Source organism: Flavobacterium sp. YJ01 (assembly GCF_029320955.1).
Classification (GTDB): Bacteria; Bacteroidota; Bacteroidia; order Flavobacteriales; family Flavobacteriaceae; genus Flavobacterium.
Genome location: NZ_CP119757.1, coordinates 5,385,227 through 5,401,833, shown reverse-complemented (window position 1 = coordinate 5,401,833; position 16,607 = coordinate 5,385,227). Strand labels below are relative to the sequence as shown.

The following is a 16,607-nucleotide window of genomic DNA, read 5'->3' as shown; positions in this document are numbered from 1 at the left end:
TGAAGAACAAGACTTTAATGACAAAAAATATTTTTGATTATTTTTAATAGTGTGATGATTTTCGCTTTCTTTTTATTATTAAATTTAAATTCCAAAACCTATTTACTATGAAAAATCTACCTCAAAAAGTCAGAAGTAAAAAATTAAAATCAAGAGTTGATTTAACCGTAATGGTCAGTATTTCTTTTTTGCTGATTATATTTTTTATGGTTGTTGGTGAATTATCCAAGCCAAAAATTATGGATTTGAATTTGCCAGATTTAAACAGAGGATGTGGCGAACCTATAACAGGTTGTTATAAAACTGATCGTTTTTACACTGTATTATTGGGAGAAAACGACAAAATCATAACATATAGTGGTATTTTAAATTTTTCTGCAGAAAAAATAACAAAAACGAATTATAGTAAAAATGGGTTTCGAAAGGAGTTATCTGCTATCAACAAAAAAATCCTTGAATATTCGGCCGCTATCGGAAAGCCAAATCGAGGAGTAATTGTATTTATAAAACCATCCCGTAAAAGCAATTATGGAAATTTAGTAGCTATTTTAGAAGAATTGAGATTAGCAAATATTCAAACATATAACATTGATGATTATTTCATTCCCGAAGAAGAAAAACTGTTAGCTTTAAATTAAAACTATAAAATTTGAATGTATGAAAAATCTACCTCAAAAAGTCAGAAGTAAAAAACTCAGTTCACGAGTTGATTTAACAGCAATGGTTAGTGTTTCTTTTTTATTGATAATATTTTTTATGGTTGTTGGAGAATTATCAAAATCAAAGGTCATGGAGTTTGGAAGACCAGATTGTATTGATGAAGATCTATATCGAGGATGCTACTTGACAGATGAGAATCGAAACATGACAATAATTTTAGATGGCAATAACAGAATCATTACTTATACAGGATTATTATTTGTTCCCATTGATTCACCAAAAGAAGTAGGATATGGTCAAAACGGAATTAGAAAAAAAATATTCGAAAGAAATAAAAAAGTATTACAATATTCTGCTCAGTTAGGCAAACCAAAAAATGGACTTATAGTTGTTATCAAACCAAGTAAAAAATCTAACTACGGGAATTTAGTTGAAATTTTAGACGAAATGAAGATTGCTGGAATTAACTCTTATTCTGTTGTTGACGATTTTACTCCAGAAGAAACTAAATTATTAGCTTCTAAATAAATAGAAATCATTTCCAAAAAGGTCTGATTCTGCTCGAACTGACAAAAATAAGCAACTTGAAACTTTAAACCTGAAACAAAAACAAATAGAAACAAAAAAGTCCCACATTTCTGTGGGACTTTCTATTTATAAAAAGCTAAGAATTATTTTTTCTCAGTTTTTTCCATTTTAGCTTTTAAAGCAGCTAATACATCATTGTTATCACCTAAAGTCGCAGCTGGTGCGTTTGTAGATGCAGATGCAGTAGTTTCAGCGGCAGCTTTCACGTTTTTCTCTTCTTCTTCACGGAAGATAGCAGTGTGAGAAGCAACTACTCTTTTGAATTCTTTGTTGAATTCAATTACTTTGAAATCAGCTGTATCACCTTTTTTCAATTTCTTTCCGTCTTCTTTTTCAAGGTGACGAGTAGGAATGAAAGCAACGATATCATCTCCGAATTCTACAGTAGCTCCTTTGTCAACGATTTCAGAAATCTCACCGTTGTGGATAGTTCCTACAGCGAAAGAATCTTCGTACTGATCCCAAGGATTAGCAGTAGTTTGTTTGTGACCTAAAGATAATTTACGTCCTTCAACATCTAATTCTAATACAACAACATCAAGTTTTTCACCAACGTTTACAAACTCAGATGGGTGTTTAATTTTCTTAGTCCAAGATAAGTCAGAAATGTAGATTAATCCATCAATTCCTTCTTCTAATTCTACGAAAATACCAAAGTTTGTAAAGTTTCTAACGATACCTGTATGTTTAGAACCTACTGGGTATTTAGAAGTAATGTCAGTCCATGGATCTTGAGTTAATTGTTTGATACCTAATGACATCTTACGATCATCTCTGTCAAGAGTTAAGATAACTGCTTCAACAACATCTCCAACTTTCACGAAGTCCTGAGCAGAACGTAAGTGAGTTGACCATGACATTTCAGAAACGTGGATTAAACCTTCAACACCTTCTGCAACTTCGATAAATGCACCGTAATCAGCGATTACAACTACTTTACCTTTAACTTTGTCACCAACAGTTAAGTTAGCATCTAAAGCATCCCATGGGTGAGCGTTTAATTGTTTCAATCCTAATTGAATTCTTGTTTTCTCATCATCGAAATCAAGGATTACAACGTTTAATTTTTGGTCTAATTCAAGAACTTCACTTGGGTGGTTGATTCTACTCCAAGAAAGGTCAGTAATGTGAATTAATCCGTCAACACCACCTAAGTCAATGAACACACCATAAGAAGTAATGTTTTTAACAACACCTTCTAATACTTGTCCTTTTTGTAATTGACCGATGATTTCTTTTTTCTGTACTTCAATATCAGCCTCGATAAGCGCTTTATGAGATACAACAACGTTTTTGAATTCGTGGTTGATTTTTACCACTTTGAATTCCATCATTTTGTTTACATATACATCGTAGTCTCTAATTGGCTTAACGTCAATTTGAGATCCTGGTAAGAACGCTTCGATACCGAATACATCAACGATCATACCTCCTTTAGTTCTACATTTAACAAAACCGTTAACGATTTCTCCAGTTTCATTAGCTGCAATAACTCTATCCCAAGATTTGATAGTACGTGCTTTTCTGTGAGATAATACTAATTGACCTGTTTTGTCCTCACGGATGTCGATTAATACTTCTACTTTGTCACCTACTTTTAAGTTTGGGTTGTAACGGAATTCATTTAAAGAAATAACACCTTCAGATTTAGCATTGATATCAACGATAACGTCTCTATCTGTAATTCTAACAACAACTCCTTCAACTACTTCTTCTTGATCTGTAGCGATGAAAGTTTTAGATACTAGTTCTTCAAACTCTTGTAAGTTTTTTTCATCTACTGCATCGATTCCTTCTTGGAAGTTATGCCAGTTAAAATTTGCTAAAAACTCTTCTTGTGATTTTAATTGTTCAGACATGCTGATAAAAAAATTTGTATTCTGTTTTTCTCGAGTTTCTCAATGCGATAGAAAATACAGAAGTTGTTTTACATAAATGGTTGATACCTAAAGGAAACTCTTCTCTGCCAAAAGGTCTGCAAAATTACTACAAATATTTGGATTTACAAAATATTTCCAAATTGATTATCAGTTGATTATTAAGAAGCAGAAGATTTTAGGTTTTTCAAGACGTTTAGTCCCGCTATCCGCTGCAATCTTTTATGTCTCGTTAAAGAAATGAGACATAAAAGGATTTCCACTTCTATCGGGGCTAGATTAGAACTTTTTATTTCCATAAGATCTTAACAAATGAAAAACTGTAGGGTTTACAATGTATAGCTATCTTCGCCAAAGTTTTACGAAACCTGCAAATTCTGGTTTTCAATCTTTACGTTAAAACTAATTTCTGCTTTTAACGCTTTAAACGCCTTTATTATAGTATCAATTGTTGCACTATTTGTACTGCTTTCTAATTTTGAAATTTGGGCTTTTTTTACTCCAATCAGATTTCCTAATTGTTCCTGTGTAAGATTTCTTTCTTTTCTAGCAGTTTTAATCATTCTTCCTAATAACTCCATATTAAGTTCATATTCATATTTATCTCTTTCAGGAGTTCCAATTTTCCCAATAACTTCATCTTTCATTTCAGAAAGCGAATACATCTTTATTTCTTTCTTTGCCATAACTAATCTATTTTATTTTCAAAATATTTCATTCTAATTCTATTAGCTTTTTCAATTTCACTTCCAGCCACTTTATCAACCTTTTTTATAAAACCATGAGTTGCAATAACCAAAGTTTTCTTGTTATTGGTTTTATCCCAAAATGCTAAAAGTCGAATTTGAATTCTCGCATACCTAATTCTAAATTCCCAAATGTTATCATTAAGCTTCTTAAACAACCTAGGATCTTGCTTCTTTTCAGCTAAATCAATATTATATAAAATTTTCTCGCTAATCTTTATATCCAATTTTAATATAAATTCTCTTGCCTCTTCTAAAAATTTAGTTTCAAAATATTTCATTCAATTTATACATAACAAAAATACCACAAAGTTTCCATAAATAGAAACTTTGTGGTATTTTAAATTTTAGTTTATTTTACTTGTTCAACCTCCTAACGTCGAAAAAGATCAAATATTATTTTAATGACTCAAACTCTCAATTTCCTTCGGATCATGTTTATGTTTAAACAAGACAGCAAAAGCAATAGCAATTACCAAAGCATAAGCAGCAAAAGACAGCCAGATCGTATGCCAGTCTTTCATTAATATCGGATTAGTAAAAATTCCATCTGTAGAAACTGAATTTCCTTGACTTTTTACAAATTCTAACATTTTAGAATTTGTTGTGTCTGTTTGTAAAAATCCGGCTAACTCAGTTGTATTTGCAAAAGATTTTGTAAAGAAACGATCGATTGCCCATCCAGAAGTCAAACTTCCTAAAACCGCTCCTACTCCATTGGTCATCATCATAAATAAACCTTGCGCAGAAGAACGAATTTTAGAATCTGTATTGCTTTCTACGAATAAAGAACCGGAAATATTAAAGAAATCAAATGCCATTCCGTAAACAATACAAGACAAGATAATCATCCATAAACCATTTACTGGATCTCCAAAAGCAAATAATCCGAAACGAAGAACCCAAGCCAACATACTGATAAGCATAACTTGTTTGATTCCAAAACGTCTTAAGAAAAATGGAATTGCTAAAATAAATAAGGTTTCCGAAACCTGAGAAATCGACATAATAATTGTCGAATATTTTATTACAAACGAATCTGCATATTTTGGAAAATGTTTAAATTCATCTAAAAATACATCTCCATAAGCATTTGTCAATTGAAGTGCTCCTCCTAAAAACATAGAAAAAACAAAGAACAATGCCATTTTATAATTAGCAAATAATTTAAACGACTCTAAACCAAAAGTTTCAATCCAAGTTGCGTTTTCTTTAATTAAACGTTGTGGTTCACATTTTGGCAATGTAAATGCATAAATTCCAAGAATTAAAGCACCGATTCCAGCAATATAAAACTGATATTCAGTTGCTTTACTTCCGCTTAGATTGGTAATCCACATCGCCACAATAAAACCGATTGTTCCCCACACACGAATTGGCGGAAAATCTTTTACAATATTTTTATTGTTTAATTTAAGCGAAGTATAAGATATAGAATTACTTAAAGCAATTGTTGGCATATAACAGCACATCGCTAAAAGCATTACAATAATAAAAGTATCTGGCGTTGTAACTTGCGCAATTCCAAATAAAACTACTGCATATAAAATATGAAGAATTCCGTAAAGCTTTTCAGCATTTACCCATCTATCGGCAATAATACCAGTAAGTGTAGGCATAAAAAGAGAAGCGATTCCCATGGTTCCAAAAACAAGACCAAATTGAGTTCCTTCCCAATTTTTCGTCCCAAACCAATAATTTCCAATTGTTATAAGCCATGCTCCCCAAACAAAAAATTGAAGAAAGCTCATTAAAATCAATCTGTTTTTAATCCCCATAAGATAAAATTGTCTTTTTAGTAAAAATGAAGCGGTAAAACTAGCATTAAAAATAATATCTACAAAGAATTAATCCAATTTAACAATATCATTTACTAATTCTAAAACAGCGGCAAATTGCTCTTCTTTATTTAAGTAAGAATTATCTATTTCAATTGCATCATCGGCAATAACCAAAGGAGAATCTTCACGGTGTGTATCCATATGGTCACGATCCACTACATTTTTCAAAACTTCTTCATAGGTCACGTTATCACCCTTTTGTTGTAACTCATCAAAACGTCTTTGAGCGCGAGTTTCGGCACTTGCTGTCATAAAAATTTTAAGTTCAGCATTTGGAAAAACTACAGTTCCAATATCTCTTCCATCCATCACAATTGCTTTATTAGTTCCCATTTCCTGCTGTTGTTCTACTAATTTTGTTCGAACTTCAGAAACTGCTGCGACTTTGCTGACAAAATTAGAAACTTCGATAGTTCTTATTTGCTTCTCTACATTTTCACCATTTAAATACATTTCTGCAAAACCTAAAGCAGCATTATATCTAAACTCAAGTTTAATATCAACTAACGCCTCAATCAAAGCTTCTTTCTTAAAAAAGTCAGCACTTATCAAATTATGTTGCATAGCAAAATACGCTACTGCACGATACATAGCGCCTGTATCTACATAAACATACTCAAGTTCTTTTGCTAATTGTTTAGCCAATGTGCTTTTTCCTGTAGATGAAAATCCGTCGATGGCAATGGTAATTTTTCTCAATTTTTTTGTTTTTATTTTTATTCTCTTAAAACCGATTTAATCTCAATAATAGATATTCATTAAAATATCCGATTCAGAACTATCAATTATTTTTGCCATTCTCTGGAAATACTTTTTATTTACCATAGGACAACCATAACTATTGCAAATGTAACCATCTTTCTCTTTATATGGAACATCATAATAGTAATGAAAAACTATATCTCTTTTAAAAGCATTGCTGTTACTTTTATCTAAACCATACAATTTATAAGCTTTTCCAAATTTTCCGTTATAGTGGTTTCCGATGTAATATTTTCCAAGTGAAGTACTTAATGAATTGGGAACATTACTAAATTTTAGCCTCCCTTTTATTCCTGTTTCTGAACCAGAACCGTGAGCAACTAGCCCTTTGTCTATAATTTTATTTTCTTTTAAATCATAAACAAAAAATCTATTCTTTCCAGAAGGTATTTTCATATCGATAAAAAATACAACTCTATCATTGTACTTTGAATTGCTTTTCAAGAATTTTCTAACTTCAGAAACTTGATATTCAATTCTTTTGTCTGTTTCTGGTTCAGAAGCAGACGAAAAATCTTTTTTGTCAGATATAAAAAGATAAGCAGTAAATACCGCCGCAAGCAAAAAAACTATAAAAAGTATTTTCTTCATTTATAATTTTACTCAGAAAAGTTTTTGTTTAATTATTGAAAATTTAAAATCAAACCAAAAAGACTTGTATTTGCTGCCAAGGTATATCTAGAGTAGGAATAATTGAATTTCAGCTTATTTATTTTCAATCCAAAACCAAGCGAAACTCCAGAAAAGTTACGTTGTTCTTCAACTCTCAATTCTTCTCCTCTTCTAAAATTGTAACCAACGCGGAAATTAAAGGCTCTTTGAGGAAAAATCTCAACACCAAAAGCCACATGTCGCAATGCATTATTAAAAAAAGAAACTTTTTCAGGATTTGTTGATCCGTCGATATTCGTTTCTCCACGAACAGGATTCGAGAAAGAAATATTCCATTGTTGAAGATTTTCTAAAGAAAGATGCCAACGAATTGGAACATGCTCTAATTCTTGCGAAATTCCAGCAACAATCTCAAATGGTAAATTTTCTTTAATTCCTGAATAAGTCGTAAACTGTGTACCAATATTACGAACTACAAAACCTAAATTTAATTTACTTTCTTCGATTAAATACAAAAGGCCTAAATCAACGGCGCCACCTATAGAATTATAATTTTCTAAAGACGAAGTAATTAACTTTGCATTGGCACCAATATAAAGATCTGTATAAGGAACGTTGTACGCATATCCTACGGTTAGCGCTCCTTCACTTCCTGTAAAACTAGAAGTCGATTGCCCGTTTTCATCATAACCTTCAAACGAGCCATAGTTTACATAGCTAATGCCTGCATAAAAAGTCTGCACGTGTCTATCATAAGTATAAGCGTATGAAGCAGTTCCGTAAGAAGCTTCGCCATAGTAACTACCATAATTTAATGCTAAATGATTATCCATGTCAGGATTTATTAGCGCCGGATTAGACATAGCTTGATTAACATCTTCGTCGTATATCGTAATAATATCTCCTCCTAATGCCGCTTGTCTTGGTGAAGTAGTTAAATTTAGAAACTGGTATGTGTAGCGCCCTCCCACTTGTCCGAAGCAAACCGAACAAAGTAAAATCATAAAAAATAAAACGACTGGTTTTGGCATTTTTGGCTTTGGCGTTCCTATATGGGAATAACGCAACTACAAATATAAAATTATATAACTTAAAAATTAAATTTTATAGCTAAATGCAAACCGATAATAAAAATTTCAGAACAAAAAAATCCAAATTCCGATTAAATTGGAATTTGGATTTTCAAATAATTTATAAATTAAAAAGTTTATTTAAGTTCTTTGGCATTTTTTACATTTTGGTCTGTTAAAGCCAAAGCTAAGACTTCGCTCATTTCTTTCACATAGTGAAAAGTTAAACCTTCTAAATATTCTGCTTTTATTTCATCAATATCACTTTTATTTTCGTGACATAAAATAATTTCTTTAATGTTAGCTCTTTTTGCTGCTAAGATTTTTTCTTTAATTCCACCAACTGGCAATACTTTTCCACGAAGTGTAATCTCTCCTGTCATAGCAATACTTTTCTTAACTTTCTTCTGAGTTAAAAGAGAAACCAAAGAAGTCAACATTGCAATACCAGCACTTGGTCCATCTTTTGGAGTTGCTCCTTCTGGAACGTGCAAGTGAATATTATATTTTTGGAAAATCTCAGTTTTCAAACCTAATTTCTTAGCATTTGCTTTAATGTATTCTAAAGCAATTGTCGCCGACTCTTTCATTACAGTTCCAAGATTTCCTGTAATTGTCAAAGCGCCTTTTCCTTCAGAAATTAAAGATTCGATAAACAAGATATCTCCGCCAACGCTCGTCCAAGCTAAACCTGTAACAACACCTGCAACATCGTTGTTTTCATACTTATCACGCTCTAATCTTGGAACTCCTAAAATAGTTACGATATCATCATCGGTAACTTTTTTATTGTATTCTTCTTCCATTGCAACAGATTTTGCTGCATTTCTAATTACCTGAGCAATTTTAGTTTCTAAGTTACGAACTCCAGATTCTCTTGTATAACCTTCAACGATTTTTTCTAATTGTTTTTTACCAATTGTTAAATCTTTTGCTGTTAAACCGTGTGCTTCTAACTGTTTTGGAAACAAATGTCTTTTGGCAATTTCTACTTTTTCTTCAATTGTATAACCAGACATTTTAATCACTTCCATTCTATCGCGTAATGCTGGCTGAATTGCTGCCATATTGTTAGAAGTCGCAATAAACATTACTTTAGATAAGTCATATCCCATTTCAAGGAAATTATCATAAAAAGCATTGTTTTGTTCCGGATCTAAAACTTCCAATAAAGCAGAAGAAGGATCACCACTGTTTCCGCTTGATAATTTATCAATTTCGTCTAAAATGAAAACTGGATTTGAAGTTCCAGCTTTTTTCAAACTTTGAATAATTCTTCCTGGCATAGCTCCGATATATGTCTTTCTATGTCCGCGAATTTCTGCTTCGTCACGTAAACCACCAAGTGAAATACGTACATATTCACGTCCTAAAGCTTCTGCAACAGAGCGACCAATTGAAGTTTTTCCAACTCCTGGAGGTCCTGTTAAACATATAATTGGCGATTTCATGTCATTTCGCAATTTCAAAACTGCCAAATGCTCAATCATTCTTTTCTTAACTTCATCAAGACCAAAGTGATCTTTATCTAAAACTTTTTGTGCAAATTTTAAATCGAATTTATCTTTAGAATATTCGCCCCAAGGCAATTCTAAAAATAGCTCTAAATAGTTACGCTGAATTCCAAAATCGGGAGATTGCGGATTCATACGGCGCATTTTAGATAATTCTTTCTCGAAATGTTTCTGCGTTTTTTCGTCCCATTTTTTGGTTTTCGCTTTCAATCCCATTTCGTCCATTTCTTCTTCCTGCGAAACGCCACCCAATTCTTCTTGAATGGTTTTCATTTGCTGTTGAAGGAAATATTCTCTTTGCTGCTGATCTAAATCAAAACGTACTTTTGACTGAATATCATTCTTCAATTCTAACTTTTGAAGTTCAACATTCATGTAACGTAAAGTTTCTAAAGCGCGCTCTTTCAAACCATTTATCGATAAAAGACCTTGTTTTTCTTTTACAGATAAATTCATGTTTGAAGAAACAAAATTGATTAAAAACGATTGGCTTTCAATATTTTTAATTGCAAATGTAGCTTCAGAAGGAATATTTGGACTTTCTTTAATAATTTGAATTGCCAATTCTTTTACAGAATCTAATATCGCTGTAAATTCAGAATCATTTTCATCTGGACGTTCTTCTGCAACTTCTTTAATTGTTGCTGTCATGTATGGTTCTTCGGCAACAACTTCGTCAATTTCGAAACGTTTTTTTCCTTGAAGAATAACCGTAACATTTCCGTCAGGCATTTTCAAAACACGTAAAATACGTGCAACCGTCCCTATTTTATGTATGTCATCTTTTGACGGATCTTCGTCTTCTTCATTAATTTGAGAAACTACACCAATAATTTTCCCGCCAGCATTAGCATCATTAATCAATTTAATAGATTTATCTCTTCCCGCTGAAATCGGAATAACAACTCCTGGGAATAAAACTGTATTTCGTAAAGGTAAAATTGGAAGCGAAACAGGAAGTTCTTCATTGTTCATTTCCTCTTCGTCTTCTGGCGTTAATAATGGAATTAATTCTGCTTCTGAATCAAATTCTTGAAGTGACAGATTGTCAATAGTAAGTATTTTATGGTTTGACATAATAATATATAAGTCGTTTTGTCATTAAAAATTTTATGCTATCTGTAAAAACGATATTGCTTTCTGAAGTTTTGCTCGAAAATACATTCTACTGCTCCATTACAAGATAGGCCATAAAAATAGACAATCATTATGCCAAATGCAAAATAAGTCAGTTCGAATGTTAGATTTTCCGTCATTCATTTCATCATTTGAAAAAAAATAAAATTAATTTTATAAAAAGTGTAACAAACAAAAAAAAGCAAAGTCCTTTATAAAAACCAAAAGCCACTACTTGAATATAAATGACCAAAATATCGAAGAACTAATTACGCTTTGTAAAAATAAAAACCAAAAAGCGCAATTTGAAATTTACAATCGCTATTGCAAGGCGATGTATAATGTTGCTTATCGCATTGTAAAAGATGAACACTTTGCACAAGACGTCATGCAAGAAGGTTTCTTGAGGGCTTTTACAAAAATCGATGACTATAAACGAGAAGTGGCTTTTGGAGCATGGTTAAAAAAAATAATCATCAATTATAGCATCGATTTTTATAAGAAAAACAATTCTTTTCAGGTAGAAGATCTGAGCAAACAACTTTATAAAATTGAAGGAAATGATGGGATTATCTCTGAAAATATTGACTTAAACAATCTAAAAGTAAAACAGGTTTTAGATACTATTCTACAACTTAAAGATAATTACAGAATGGTGTTGACATTGTTTTACATTGAAGGTTACGATCAGGAAGAAATTTGCGAGATTTTAAATATTACTTATGCAAACTGCAGAACAACCTTGAGCAGAGCCAAAGATAGTTTACGAAAAAAATTAGAGGAAATATAAAATGAACAGGAATATGAAAAATGAAAAAGACAATTTAGACGAATTATTCAGCAAATTTGAAAATCAATGGGATGTTCAGAAATTAAATTCTGATCACCAAATGGATTTTCTACAGAAATTAAATAATAAACAGCCAAAGAAAAAATATTGGTTCATAACCGCTATTGCCGCTTCGATTGTTTTAATGCTTGGAGTTTCTATCTTTTATAAAAACGAAAAGCCAAAAGAATTCAAATTTGCTTCTAAAGAAACTAAACGGACTGACTCTATTTTCAACATTCTAATTGACAATGAACTGGTTAAATTGAAAGAAAAAAGTTCTCCAGAAAACGAGCAGATTATTAATGACGCATTAAAACAAATGAAAACTTTTGATGCCGATTACCAAAAAATCATAAATGAACTGCAAAAAAATGGAGAAAACAAACAGATTATTTACGCTATGATAAGCAATCTGCAAACGAGAATTTCTTTTTTACAAACGGTTTTACAAAGAATTGAAGAAAACGAAAAATTTAAAAAAACAACTGATGAAAAAACACTATAACCTACTAATTTTATTGCTTTTGATTCCTTTTTTAGGATTCTCTAACGATGACACTTACATCACCAAACAAAAAACAATTAAAAAAACTTATATCGTAAACTCGAATGCCGGAATTGATGTTAATAACAAATACGGAAATATTACAGTAACCACTTGGGATGAAGATAAAATTGATCTGGATATTACAATTAAAGTAAATGGGCCAAACGAAAACTGGGTAAACGAACGTCTTAATAGTATTGATGTTGATATTACCGCTTTGAAAGGAATGGTTTCTGCAGTCACTAATTTAGGAAGTTCAACTCTTAAAAGTAAAGGCAGCAACAATAGTTTTGAAATTAATTATGTAATTAAAATACCTAAAAACGGTTCTATAAAATTAATTAATAAATATGGCAACATTTCGGTTCCAAATGCAGCATCTTCGACAGATATAAATTGCAAATACGGAAAGGTTAATTTAGGAAGATTAAACGGTGCAAATAATCAAATTGAAATGGCTTATTGCCAAAGTTCAAGCATTGATTATATTAAAACTGGAAATATTAACGCTAGATATTCTGGCTTGAAAATAACCGATTCTGGAAATCTAAATCTTGATGCCAATTACACAGATGTAAATTTGAAAGAAGGACAAAATATTAAATACAGCTGCAATTATGGAACTTTTAAATTTCAAAAAATCAATTCTCTAAATGGTTCAGGAAATTATTTGACTGTAATTGTCGGCGAAGTTTCAAGCAATTTTACATTCGATACCAATTACAGTAAAATCAATATTGGCACAATGACTGATAAGGCAGGAAATGTTTCTATTTCTTCTGGATATACTGATATTTCTCTGGGTTACGCCACAAACTACGCCTTTGATTTTGATATTTCAGCAAGATATTCGAACATCAAACATGATAATTCTTTAGATATTTCTGTTTCTGAAGTTAAAAGCAACAGCAAGAGAATAAGCGGTTTCTACAAGAAAAAAGGACAAAATAAGGTCAATATCACCTCGAATTACGGAAATATTTCATTAATAAAAAATTAATCATTTTTAAAAATTAAAAGATAATGAAAAAAATTAATCAATTAGCAATTTTATTAGCGCTTCTAATTGGCTTTACTGTTACTGCACAACAAAAAATTAATGGAAATGGAAAGGTCGTATCTGAAACAAGAACAACATCTGCTTACGATGCAATAAAAATTTCTGGCTTTTTTGATGTGGATTTAGTTGCTGGAAAAGAAGGAAAAATTACAATTTCGGGCGAACAAAATATTATTTCAGCAATTGTAGTTGAAGTTGTAGAAAATACTTTGAAAATTTATGCAAAGAAAGGCATGAATTTACGACCTAGTACTGGAAATAAAGTAGAAATTGTTGTTCCATTTGAAAAAATATCAGAGCTTAGTCTTTCTGGTTCAGGGGATATCACTGCGGAGAGCCCTATTAAAAATGATAAGTTTACAGCAAAATTATCAGGTTCTGGCGATATTGACTTAAATGTGATTTCAAATTCTTTCGATCTTAGTTTAAGCGGTTCGGGAGATATTAAACTAAAAGGCAATTCAGATAACATTTCCATCAAACTTTCTGGCTCGGGTGATATTGAAGCATATAATTTGAAATCAAAAATTGCCAACATAAACGTTTCTGGTTCTGGAGATGTAGCTGTAAACTGTAGCGAAAGTTTGACTGCTAGAGTTTCTGGCTCAGGAGATGTAAAATACACTGGAAATCCTCAAAAACGCGATGCAAAGGTCACAGGTTCTGGATCTATCTCTAAAAGTTAATTATCTAAAATAAAAATATCACGAATTACAAAACTATCATCAATCAATAATTACTGCAATTCGTGATATTTGGTTGTTACTAAAGACGTTTCGATTAGTTTGAAACGTCTTTTTTATGTACTCTTCTTAATAGAAAGATTGCCGTAACGAAAAAGATTCCTAAAATTACAATCGCTGCGCGCGGACTTCCTGTAATCTGATCGATAATTCCGTAGACACACATTCCGATTACGATTCCGATTTTTTCGGCAACATCATAAAAACTAAAAAATGATGCGGTATCTTCTGTCTCAGGCAATAATTTTGAATAAGTTGATCTTGATAAAGCTTGAATTCCTCCCATCACAAAACCAGCAACAGTTGCCATAACATAAAAATGCATTGGTAATGTTATGAAAAATGCCAATGCACAGAATACTGCCCAAATAACATTGATAAAAATTAAAGTTGGAACGTTACCGAATTTTTCCGAAGCTCTAGAGGTTAAAACAGCGCCAATAACGGCAACCAATTGAATGATTAAAATACAAATGATTAAACCAATTGTGCTTTCTTCTTTTGATGACCACTGAATTTCCTGCGCTCCAAAATAAGTTGCCACTAACATAACAGTTTGCACTGCCATACTTGAAACAAAAAAACCTCCTAAATAGCGTTTTAATGGAATGTTTTCTTTCAATAAAGCCCAAACTTTCTTTAATTCTTTAAAACCATTAAAGACAACAGATTTCGTTAGTTTTTGACCTGTTTCTTTACTTCCTTTTGGTAAATAATAGTAAGTATATTGGCTAAAAAGAATCCACCAAACTCCTACCATTATAAAAGAATAACGCATGGCTTTCATTGCTGCTTCTCCATCTGTTCCAGAAATTCCGAACAATTTTGGCTTCATAATCATCGCTAAATTGATGATTAACAAAATAACGCTTCCAATATATCCTAATGAATATCCTTTTGCGCTAATTCTATCTTGTTGTTCTTCAAAAGCAATATCTGGGAGATATGAATTGTAGAAGACTAAACTTCCCCAATAACCCAATAATCCAAGGAAATAAAAAGCCAAGCCAACATAAATATTTTCAAGATCGAACCAATATAAACCCATGCATGATAAAGCTCCCAAATAACAGAAAAACTTCATGAAAGATTTCTTATTTCCAACATAATCAGCAATTCCTGACAATAAAGGAGAAATAAAAGAAACGACCATAAAAGCAAATGCCGTTATAAAACTAATTAACGCGGAGTTTTTAAGATGCATTCCGAAAACATCAATATAATGATCGCGATCACTAAATAATGCTTCGTAAAAAATTGGAAATACTGCTGATGCAATTGTAAGCGTATAAACTGAATTTGCCCAATCATAGAATGCCCAGGCATTTAATAATTTCTTATCTCCCTTTTGTAGGTTTTTCATCGATATTGGTTTTATTAATGAGGTACGAATGTATTTATTTTTTATGATAATTAAAGAAAAATTATTCAATTCGGACATTATTAAATTATAAAGTATTGTGAGCAAAAAAAATGTGCTATCTCAAAAACAGAGAAAGCACATTTTTAAATTTTATATTTTTTGTTCTGTAGGAACATCTCGTCGGTAGAAAAAATAGTATTACAATTGTTATTACGTTCCGTAGGAACGTTTGATTTTTAAACATTTTTTTAATCAATCTATCATGTCAAACGTTCCTACGGAACGTAAATATTGCTTATGATTATTTTTCTACCGACGAAACATTCCTATGGAATGATAAAAGCTTGATTAAAAAGAAAATCTTGTCTTTTTGTCACGGTTTTTTATATCTATTAATTACTTTATTGTTCCAACTTTTAACGCAATTGCTTTTGCCTCAGGAATTAAAGCTTTAATATTCGCAATTCTTGTTGCGTCAGAAGGGTGTGTGCTCATAAATTCTGGTGTTCCAGATCCGCCAGATTTAGCAGACATTCTGCTCCAAAAAGCAACGGCATCTTCTGGATTGTAACCTGCAATTGCCATTAGAGTTAAACCAATTTTATCAGCTTCGCTTTCGTTGCTTCTGCTAAATGGAAGCATTACACCAACTTCTGTTCCCATACCGTAAGCTTGGGAAAATATTTCTCTAGTTTGAGCAGATTTATTTGTCGTTGCAGCATCTAAAACTGCTCCTCCAATTTGCTGCAATTGTGCTGCACTCATTCTCTGAGCACCATGATTAGCTAACGCGTGAGAAACTTCGTGTCCCATAACGGTTGCTAAACCCGACTCATTTTGAGTTACAGGCAGAATTCCTGAGTAAACAACAATTTTCCCTCCTGGCAAACACCAAGCGTTAACTTCTTTATTATCAACCAATTTATACTCCCAACGGTAATCTTTAAGATATTGAGATTGTCCTAAATATGCCAAATATTTTTCGGCAGCCATCTTAATTTTATATCCAACATTCTCTACAAGTTTTGCATCTGATGTTCCTGTGATAACTTTATTTTCAGATAAAAACGTACTGTATTGCTGAAATGAAGTTGGAAAAAGTTCACTATTTGAAACAAAATTCAAATTCTGTTTTCCAGTAATTGGATTAGTAGCGCATGCAACTGCAAGCGCTCCAAAAATTCCTAAAAAGAAATATTTTTTCATATTTAAAGCTATTTTCTAACAAAAATACAATTATTGCAAAATATTATTTTATACAATAAGGCAAAAAAAT

16 protein-coding genes are annotated in these 16,607 nt (G+C 31.7%); 6 read left to right on the top strand and 10 right to left on the bottom strand.

Going from position 1 to position 16,607, the window contains the following annotated elements:
- Window positions 1-107: 107 nt before the first annotated feature.
- Both P0R33_RS23110 and P0R33_RS23105 read left to right on the top strand, forming a co-directional pair.
- On the top strand, window positions 108-638 hold the full coding sequence (locus P0R33_RS23110; RefSeq protein ID WP_276173446.1) for a biopolymer transporter ExbD: 531 nt from the start codon (window positions 108-110) through the stop codon (window positions 636-638).
- A gap of 19 nt (window positions 639-657) precedes the next feature.
- Window positions 658-1,188 (top strand): biopolymer transporter ExbD, encoded by a 531-nt coding sequence (locus P0R33_RS23105; protein WP_276173445.1) that lies wholly within the window; start codon window positions 658-660, stop codon window positions 1,186-1,188.
- Window positions 1,189-1,331: 143 nt separating this feature from the next.
- Here P0R33_RS23105 and rpsA read toward each other — a convergent pair whose 3' ends face one another.
- The 8 genes from rpsA to lon all read right to left on the bottom strand — a co-directional run bounded on the left by rpsA (window position 1,332) and on the right by lon (window position 10,747).
- Window positions 1,332-3,107, bottom strand: a complete 1,776-nt coding sequence (gene rpsA / locus P0R33_RS23100) for a 30S ribosomal protein S1 (protein ID WP_276173444.1) — start codon at window positions 3,105-3,107, stop codon at window positions 1,332-1,334.
- Window positions 3,108-3,484: 377 nt separating this feature from the next.
- Entirely contained in the window at window positions 3,485-3,811 is a 327-nt protein-coding gene (locus tag P0R33_RS23095) for a helix-turn-helix transcriptional regulator (RefSeq protein ID WP_276173443.1), read from the bottom strand.
- A gap of 2 nt (window positions 3,812-3,813) precedes the next feature.
- The gene (locus P0R33_RS23090) at window positions 3,814-4,152 is read right to left on the bottom strand and encodes a type II toxin-antitoxin system RelE/ParE family toxin (protein WP_276173442.1); all 339 of its coding nucleotides are present in this window, start codon (window positions 4,150-4,152) and stop codon (window positions 3,814-3,816) included.
- Between the two features lie 120 nt (window positions 4,153-4,272).
- Window positions 4,273-5,649, bottom strand: coding sequence for a nucleoside permease (locus P0R33_RS23085; RefSeq protein ID WP_276173441.1), 1,377 nt, complete (start codon window positions 5,647-5,649; stop codon window positions 4,273-4,275).
- Between the two features lie 69 nt (window positions 5,650-5,718).
- Complete coding sequence (cmk, locus tag P0R33_RS23080; protein ID WP_276173440.1) at window positions 5,719-6,411, bottom strand: (d)CMP kinase; 693 nt, start codon at window positions 6,409-6,411, stop codon at window positions 5,719-5,721.
- A 42-nt stretch (window positions 6,412-6,453) separates the two neighbouring features.
- Complete coding sequence (locus P0R33_RS23075; protein WP_276173439.1) at window positions 6,454-7,065, bottom strand: murein L,D-transpeptidase catalytic domain-containing protein; 612 nt, start codon at window positions 7,063-7,065, stop codon at window positions 6,454-6,456.
- A 32-nt stretch (window positions 7,066-7,097) separates the two neighbouring features.
- Window positions 7,098-8,117: a type IX secretion system protein PorQ gene (gene porQ, locus P0R33_RS23070; protein ID WP_276173438.1), complete on the bottom strand. Its 1,020-nt coding sequence runs from the start codon at window positions 8,115-8,117 to the stop codon at window positions 7,098-7,100.
- Window positions 8,118-8,293: 176 nt separating this feature from the next.
- On the bottom strand, window positions 8,294-10,747 hold the full coding sequence (gene lon, locus P0R33_RS23065; RefSeq protein WP_276173437.1) for an endopeptidase La: 2,454 nt from the start codon (window positions 10,745-10,747) through the stop codon (window positions 8,294-8,296).
- 274 nt (window positions 10,748-11,021) lie between these two features.
- On the opposite strand from lon, the gene P0R33_RS23060 reads away from it, so the two are divergent.
- Genes P0R33_RS23060 through P0R33_RS23045 form a run of 4 tightly spaced genes read left to right on the top strand, consistent with a single transcriptional unit; the run spans window position 11,022 to window position 13,911 of the window.
- On the top strand, window positions 11,022-11,576 hold the full coding sequence (locus tag P0R33_RS23060; RefSeq protein ID WP_276173436.1) for an RNA polymerase sigma factor: 555 nt from the start codon (window positions 11,022-11,024) through the stop codon (window positions 11,574-11,576).
- Window positions 11,577-11,589: 13 nt separating this feature from the next.
- Window positions 11,590-12,123 (top strand): anti-sigma factor, encoded by a 534-nt coding sequence (locus P0R33_RS23055; RefSeq protein WP_276173435.1) that lies wholly within the window; start codon window positions 11,590-11,592, stop codon window positions 12,121-12,123.
- The gene (locus P0R33_RS23050) at window positions 12,107-13,165 is read left to right on the top strand and encodes a hypothetical protein (RefSeq protein WP_276173434.1); all 1,059 of its coding nucleotides are present in this window, start codon (window positions 12,107-12,109) and stop codon (window positions 13,163-13,165) included. The genes P0R33_RS23055 and P0R33_RS23050 overlap by 17 nt, the downstream gene beginning before the upstream one ends.
- A gap of 23 nt (window positions 13,166-13,188) precedes the next feature.
- The gene (locus P0R33_RS23045; RefSeq protein ID WP_276173433.1) at window positions 13,189-13,911 is read left to right on the top strand and encodes a head GIN domain-containing protein; all 723 of its coding nucleotides are present in this window, start codon (window positions 13,189-13,191) and stop codon (window positions 13,909-13,911) included.
- A gap of 94 nt (window positions 13,912-14,005) precedes the next feature.
- Here P0R33_RS23045 and P0R33_RS23040 read toward each other — a convergent pair whose 3' ends face one another.
- Window positions 14,006-15,331, bottom strand: coding sequence for an MFS transporter (locus tag P0R33_RS23040; RefSeq protein ID WP_276173432.1), 1,326 nt, complete (start codon window positions 15,329-15,331; stop codon window positions 14,006-14,008).
- Between the two features lie 396 nt (window positions 15,332-15,727).
- Window positions 15,728-16,537 (bottom strand): M48 family metallopeptidase, encoded by an 810-nt coding sequence (locus P0R33_RS23035; protein ID WP_276173431.1) that lies wholly within the window; start codon window positions 16,535-16,537, stop codon window positions 15,728-15,730.
- Window positions 16,538-16,607 lie beyond the last annotated feature (70 nt).

Excerpts from the sequence above, each read along its gene's own strand:
- P0R33_RS23110 (WP_276173446.1), top strand. The coding sequence starts at position 108 with ATGAAAAATCTACCTCAAAAAGTCAGAAGTAAAAAATTAAAATCAAGA.
- P0R33_RS23105 (WP_276173445.1), top strand. The coding sequence starts at position 658 with ATGAAAAATCTACCTCAAAAAGTCAGAAGTAAAAAACTCAGTTCACGA.
- rpsA (WP_276173444.1), bottom strand. The coding sequence starts at position 3,107 with ATGTCTGAACAATTAAAATCACAAGAAGAGTTTTTAGCAAATTTTAAC.
- P0R33_RS23095 (WP_276173443.1), bottom strand. The coding sequence starts at position 3,811 with ATGGCAAAGAAAGAAATAAAGATGTATTCGCTTTCTGAAATGAAAGAT.
- P0R33_RS23090 (WP_276173442.1), bottom strand. The coding sequence starts at position 4,152 with ATGAAATATTTTGAAACTAAATTTTTAGAAGAGGCAAGAGAATTTATA.
- P0R33_RS23085 (WP_276173441.1), bottom strand. The coding sequence starts at position 5,649 with ATGGGGATTAAAAACAGATTGATTTTAATGAGCTTTCTTCAATTTTTT.
- P0R33_RS23075 (WP_276173439.1), bottom strand. The coding sequence starts at position 7,065 with ATGAAGAAAATACTTTTTATAGTTTTTTTGCTTGCGGCGGTATTTACT.
- porQ (WP_276173438.1), bottom strand. The coding sequence starts at position 8,117 with ATGCCAAAACCAGTCGTTTTATTTTTTATGATTTTACTTTGTTCGGTT.
- lon (WP_276173437.1), bottom strand. The coding sequence starts at position 10,747 with ATGTCAAACCATAAAATACTTACTATTGACAATCTGTCACTTCAAGAA.
- P0R33_RS23055 (WP_276173435.1), top strand. The coding sequence starts at position 11,590 with ATGAAAAATGAAAAAGACAATTTAGACGAATTATTCAGCAAATTTGAA.
- P0R33_RS23050 (WP_276173434.1), top strand. The coding sequence starts at position 12,107 with ATGAAAAAACACTATAACCTACTAATTTTATTGCTTTTGATTCCTTTT.
- P0R33_RS23045 (WP_276173433.1), top strand. The coding sequence starts at position 13,189 with ATGAAAAAAATTAATCAATTAGCAATTTTATTAGCGCTTCTAATTGGC.
- P0R33_RS23040 (WP_276173432.1), bottom strand. The coding sequence starts at position 15,331 with ATGAAAAACCTACAAAAGGGAGATAAGAAATTATTAAATGCCTGGGCA.
- P0R33_RS23035 (WP_276173431.1), bottom strand. The coding sequence starts at position 16,537 with ATGAAAAAATATTTCTTTTTAGGAATTTTTGGAGCGCTTGCAGTTGCA.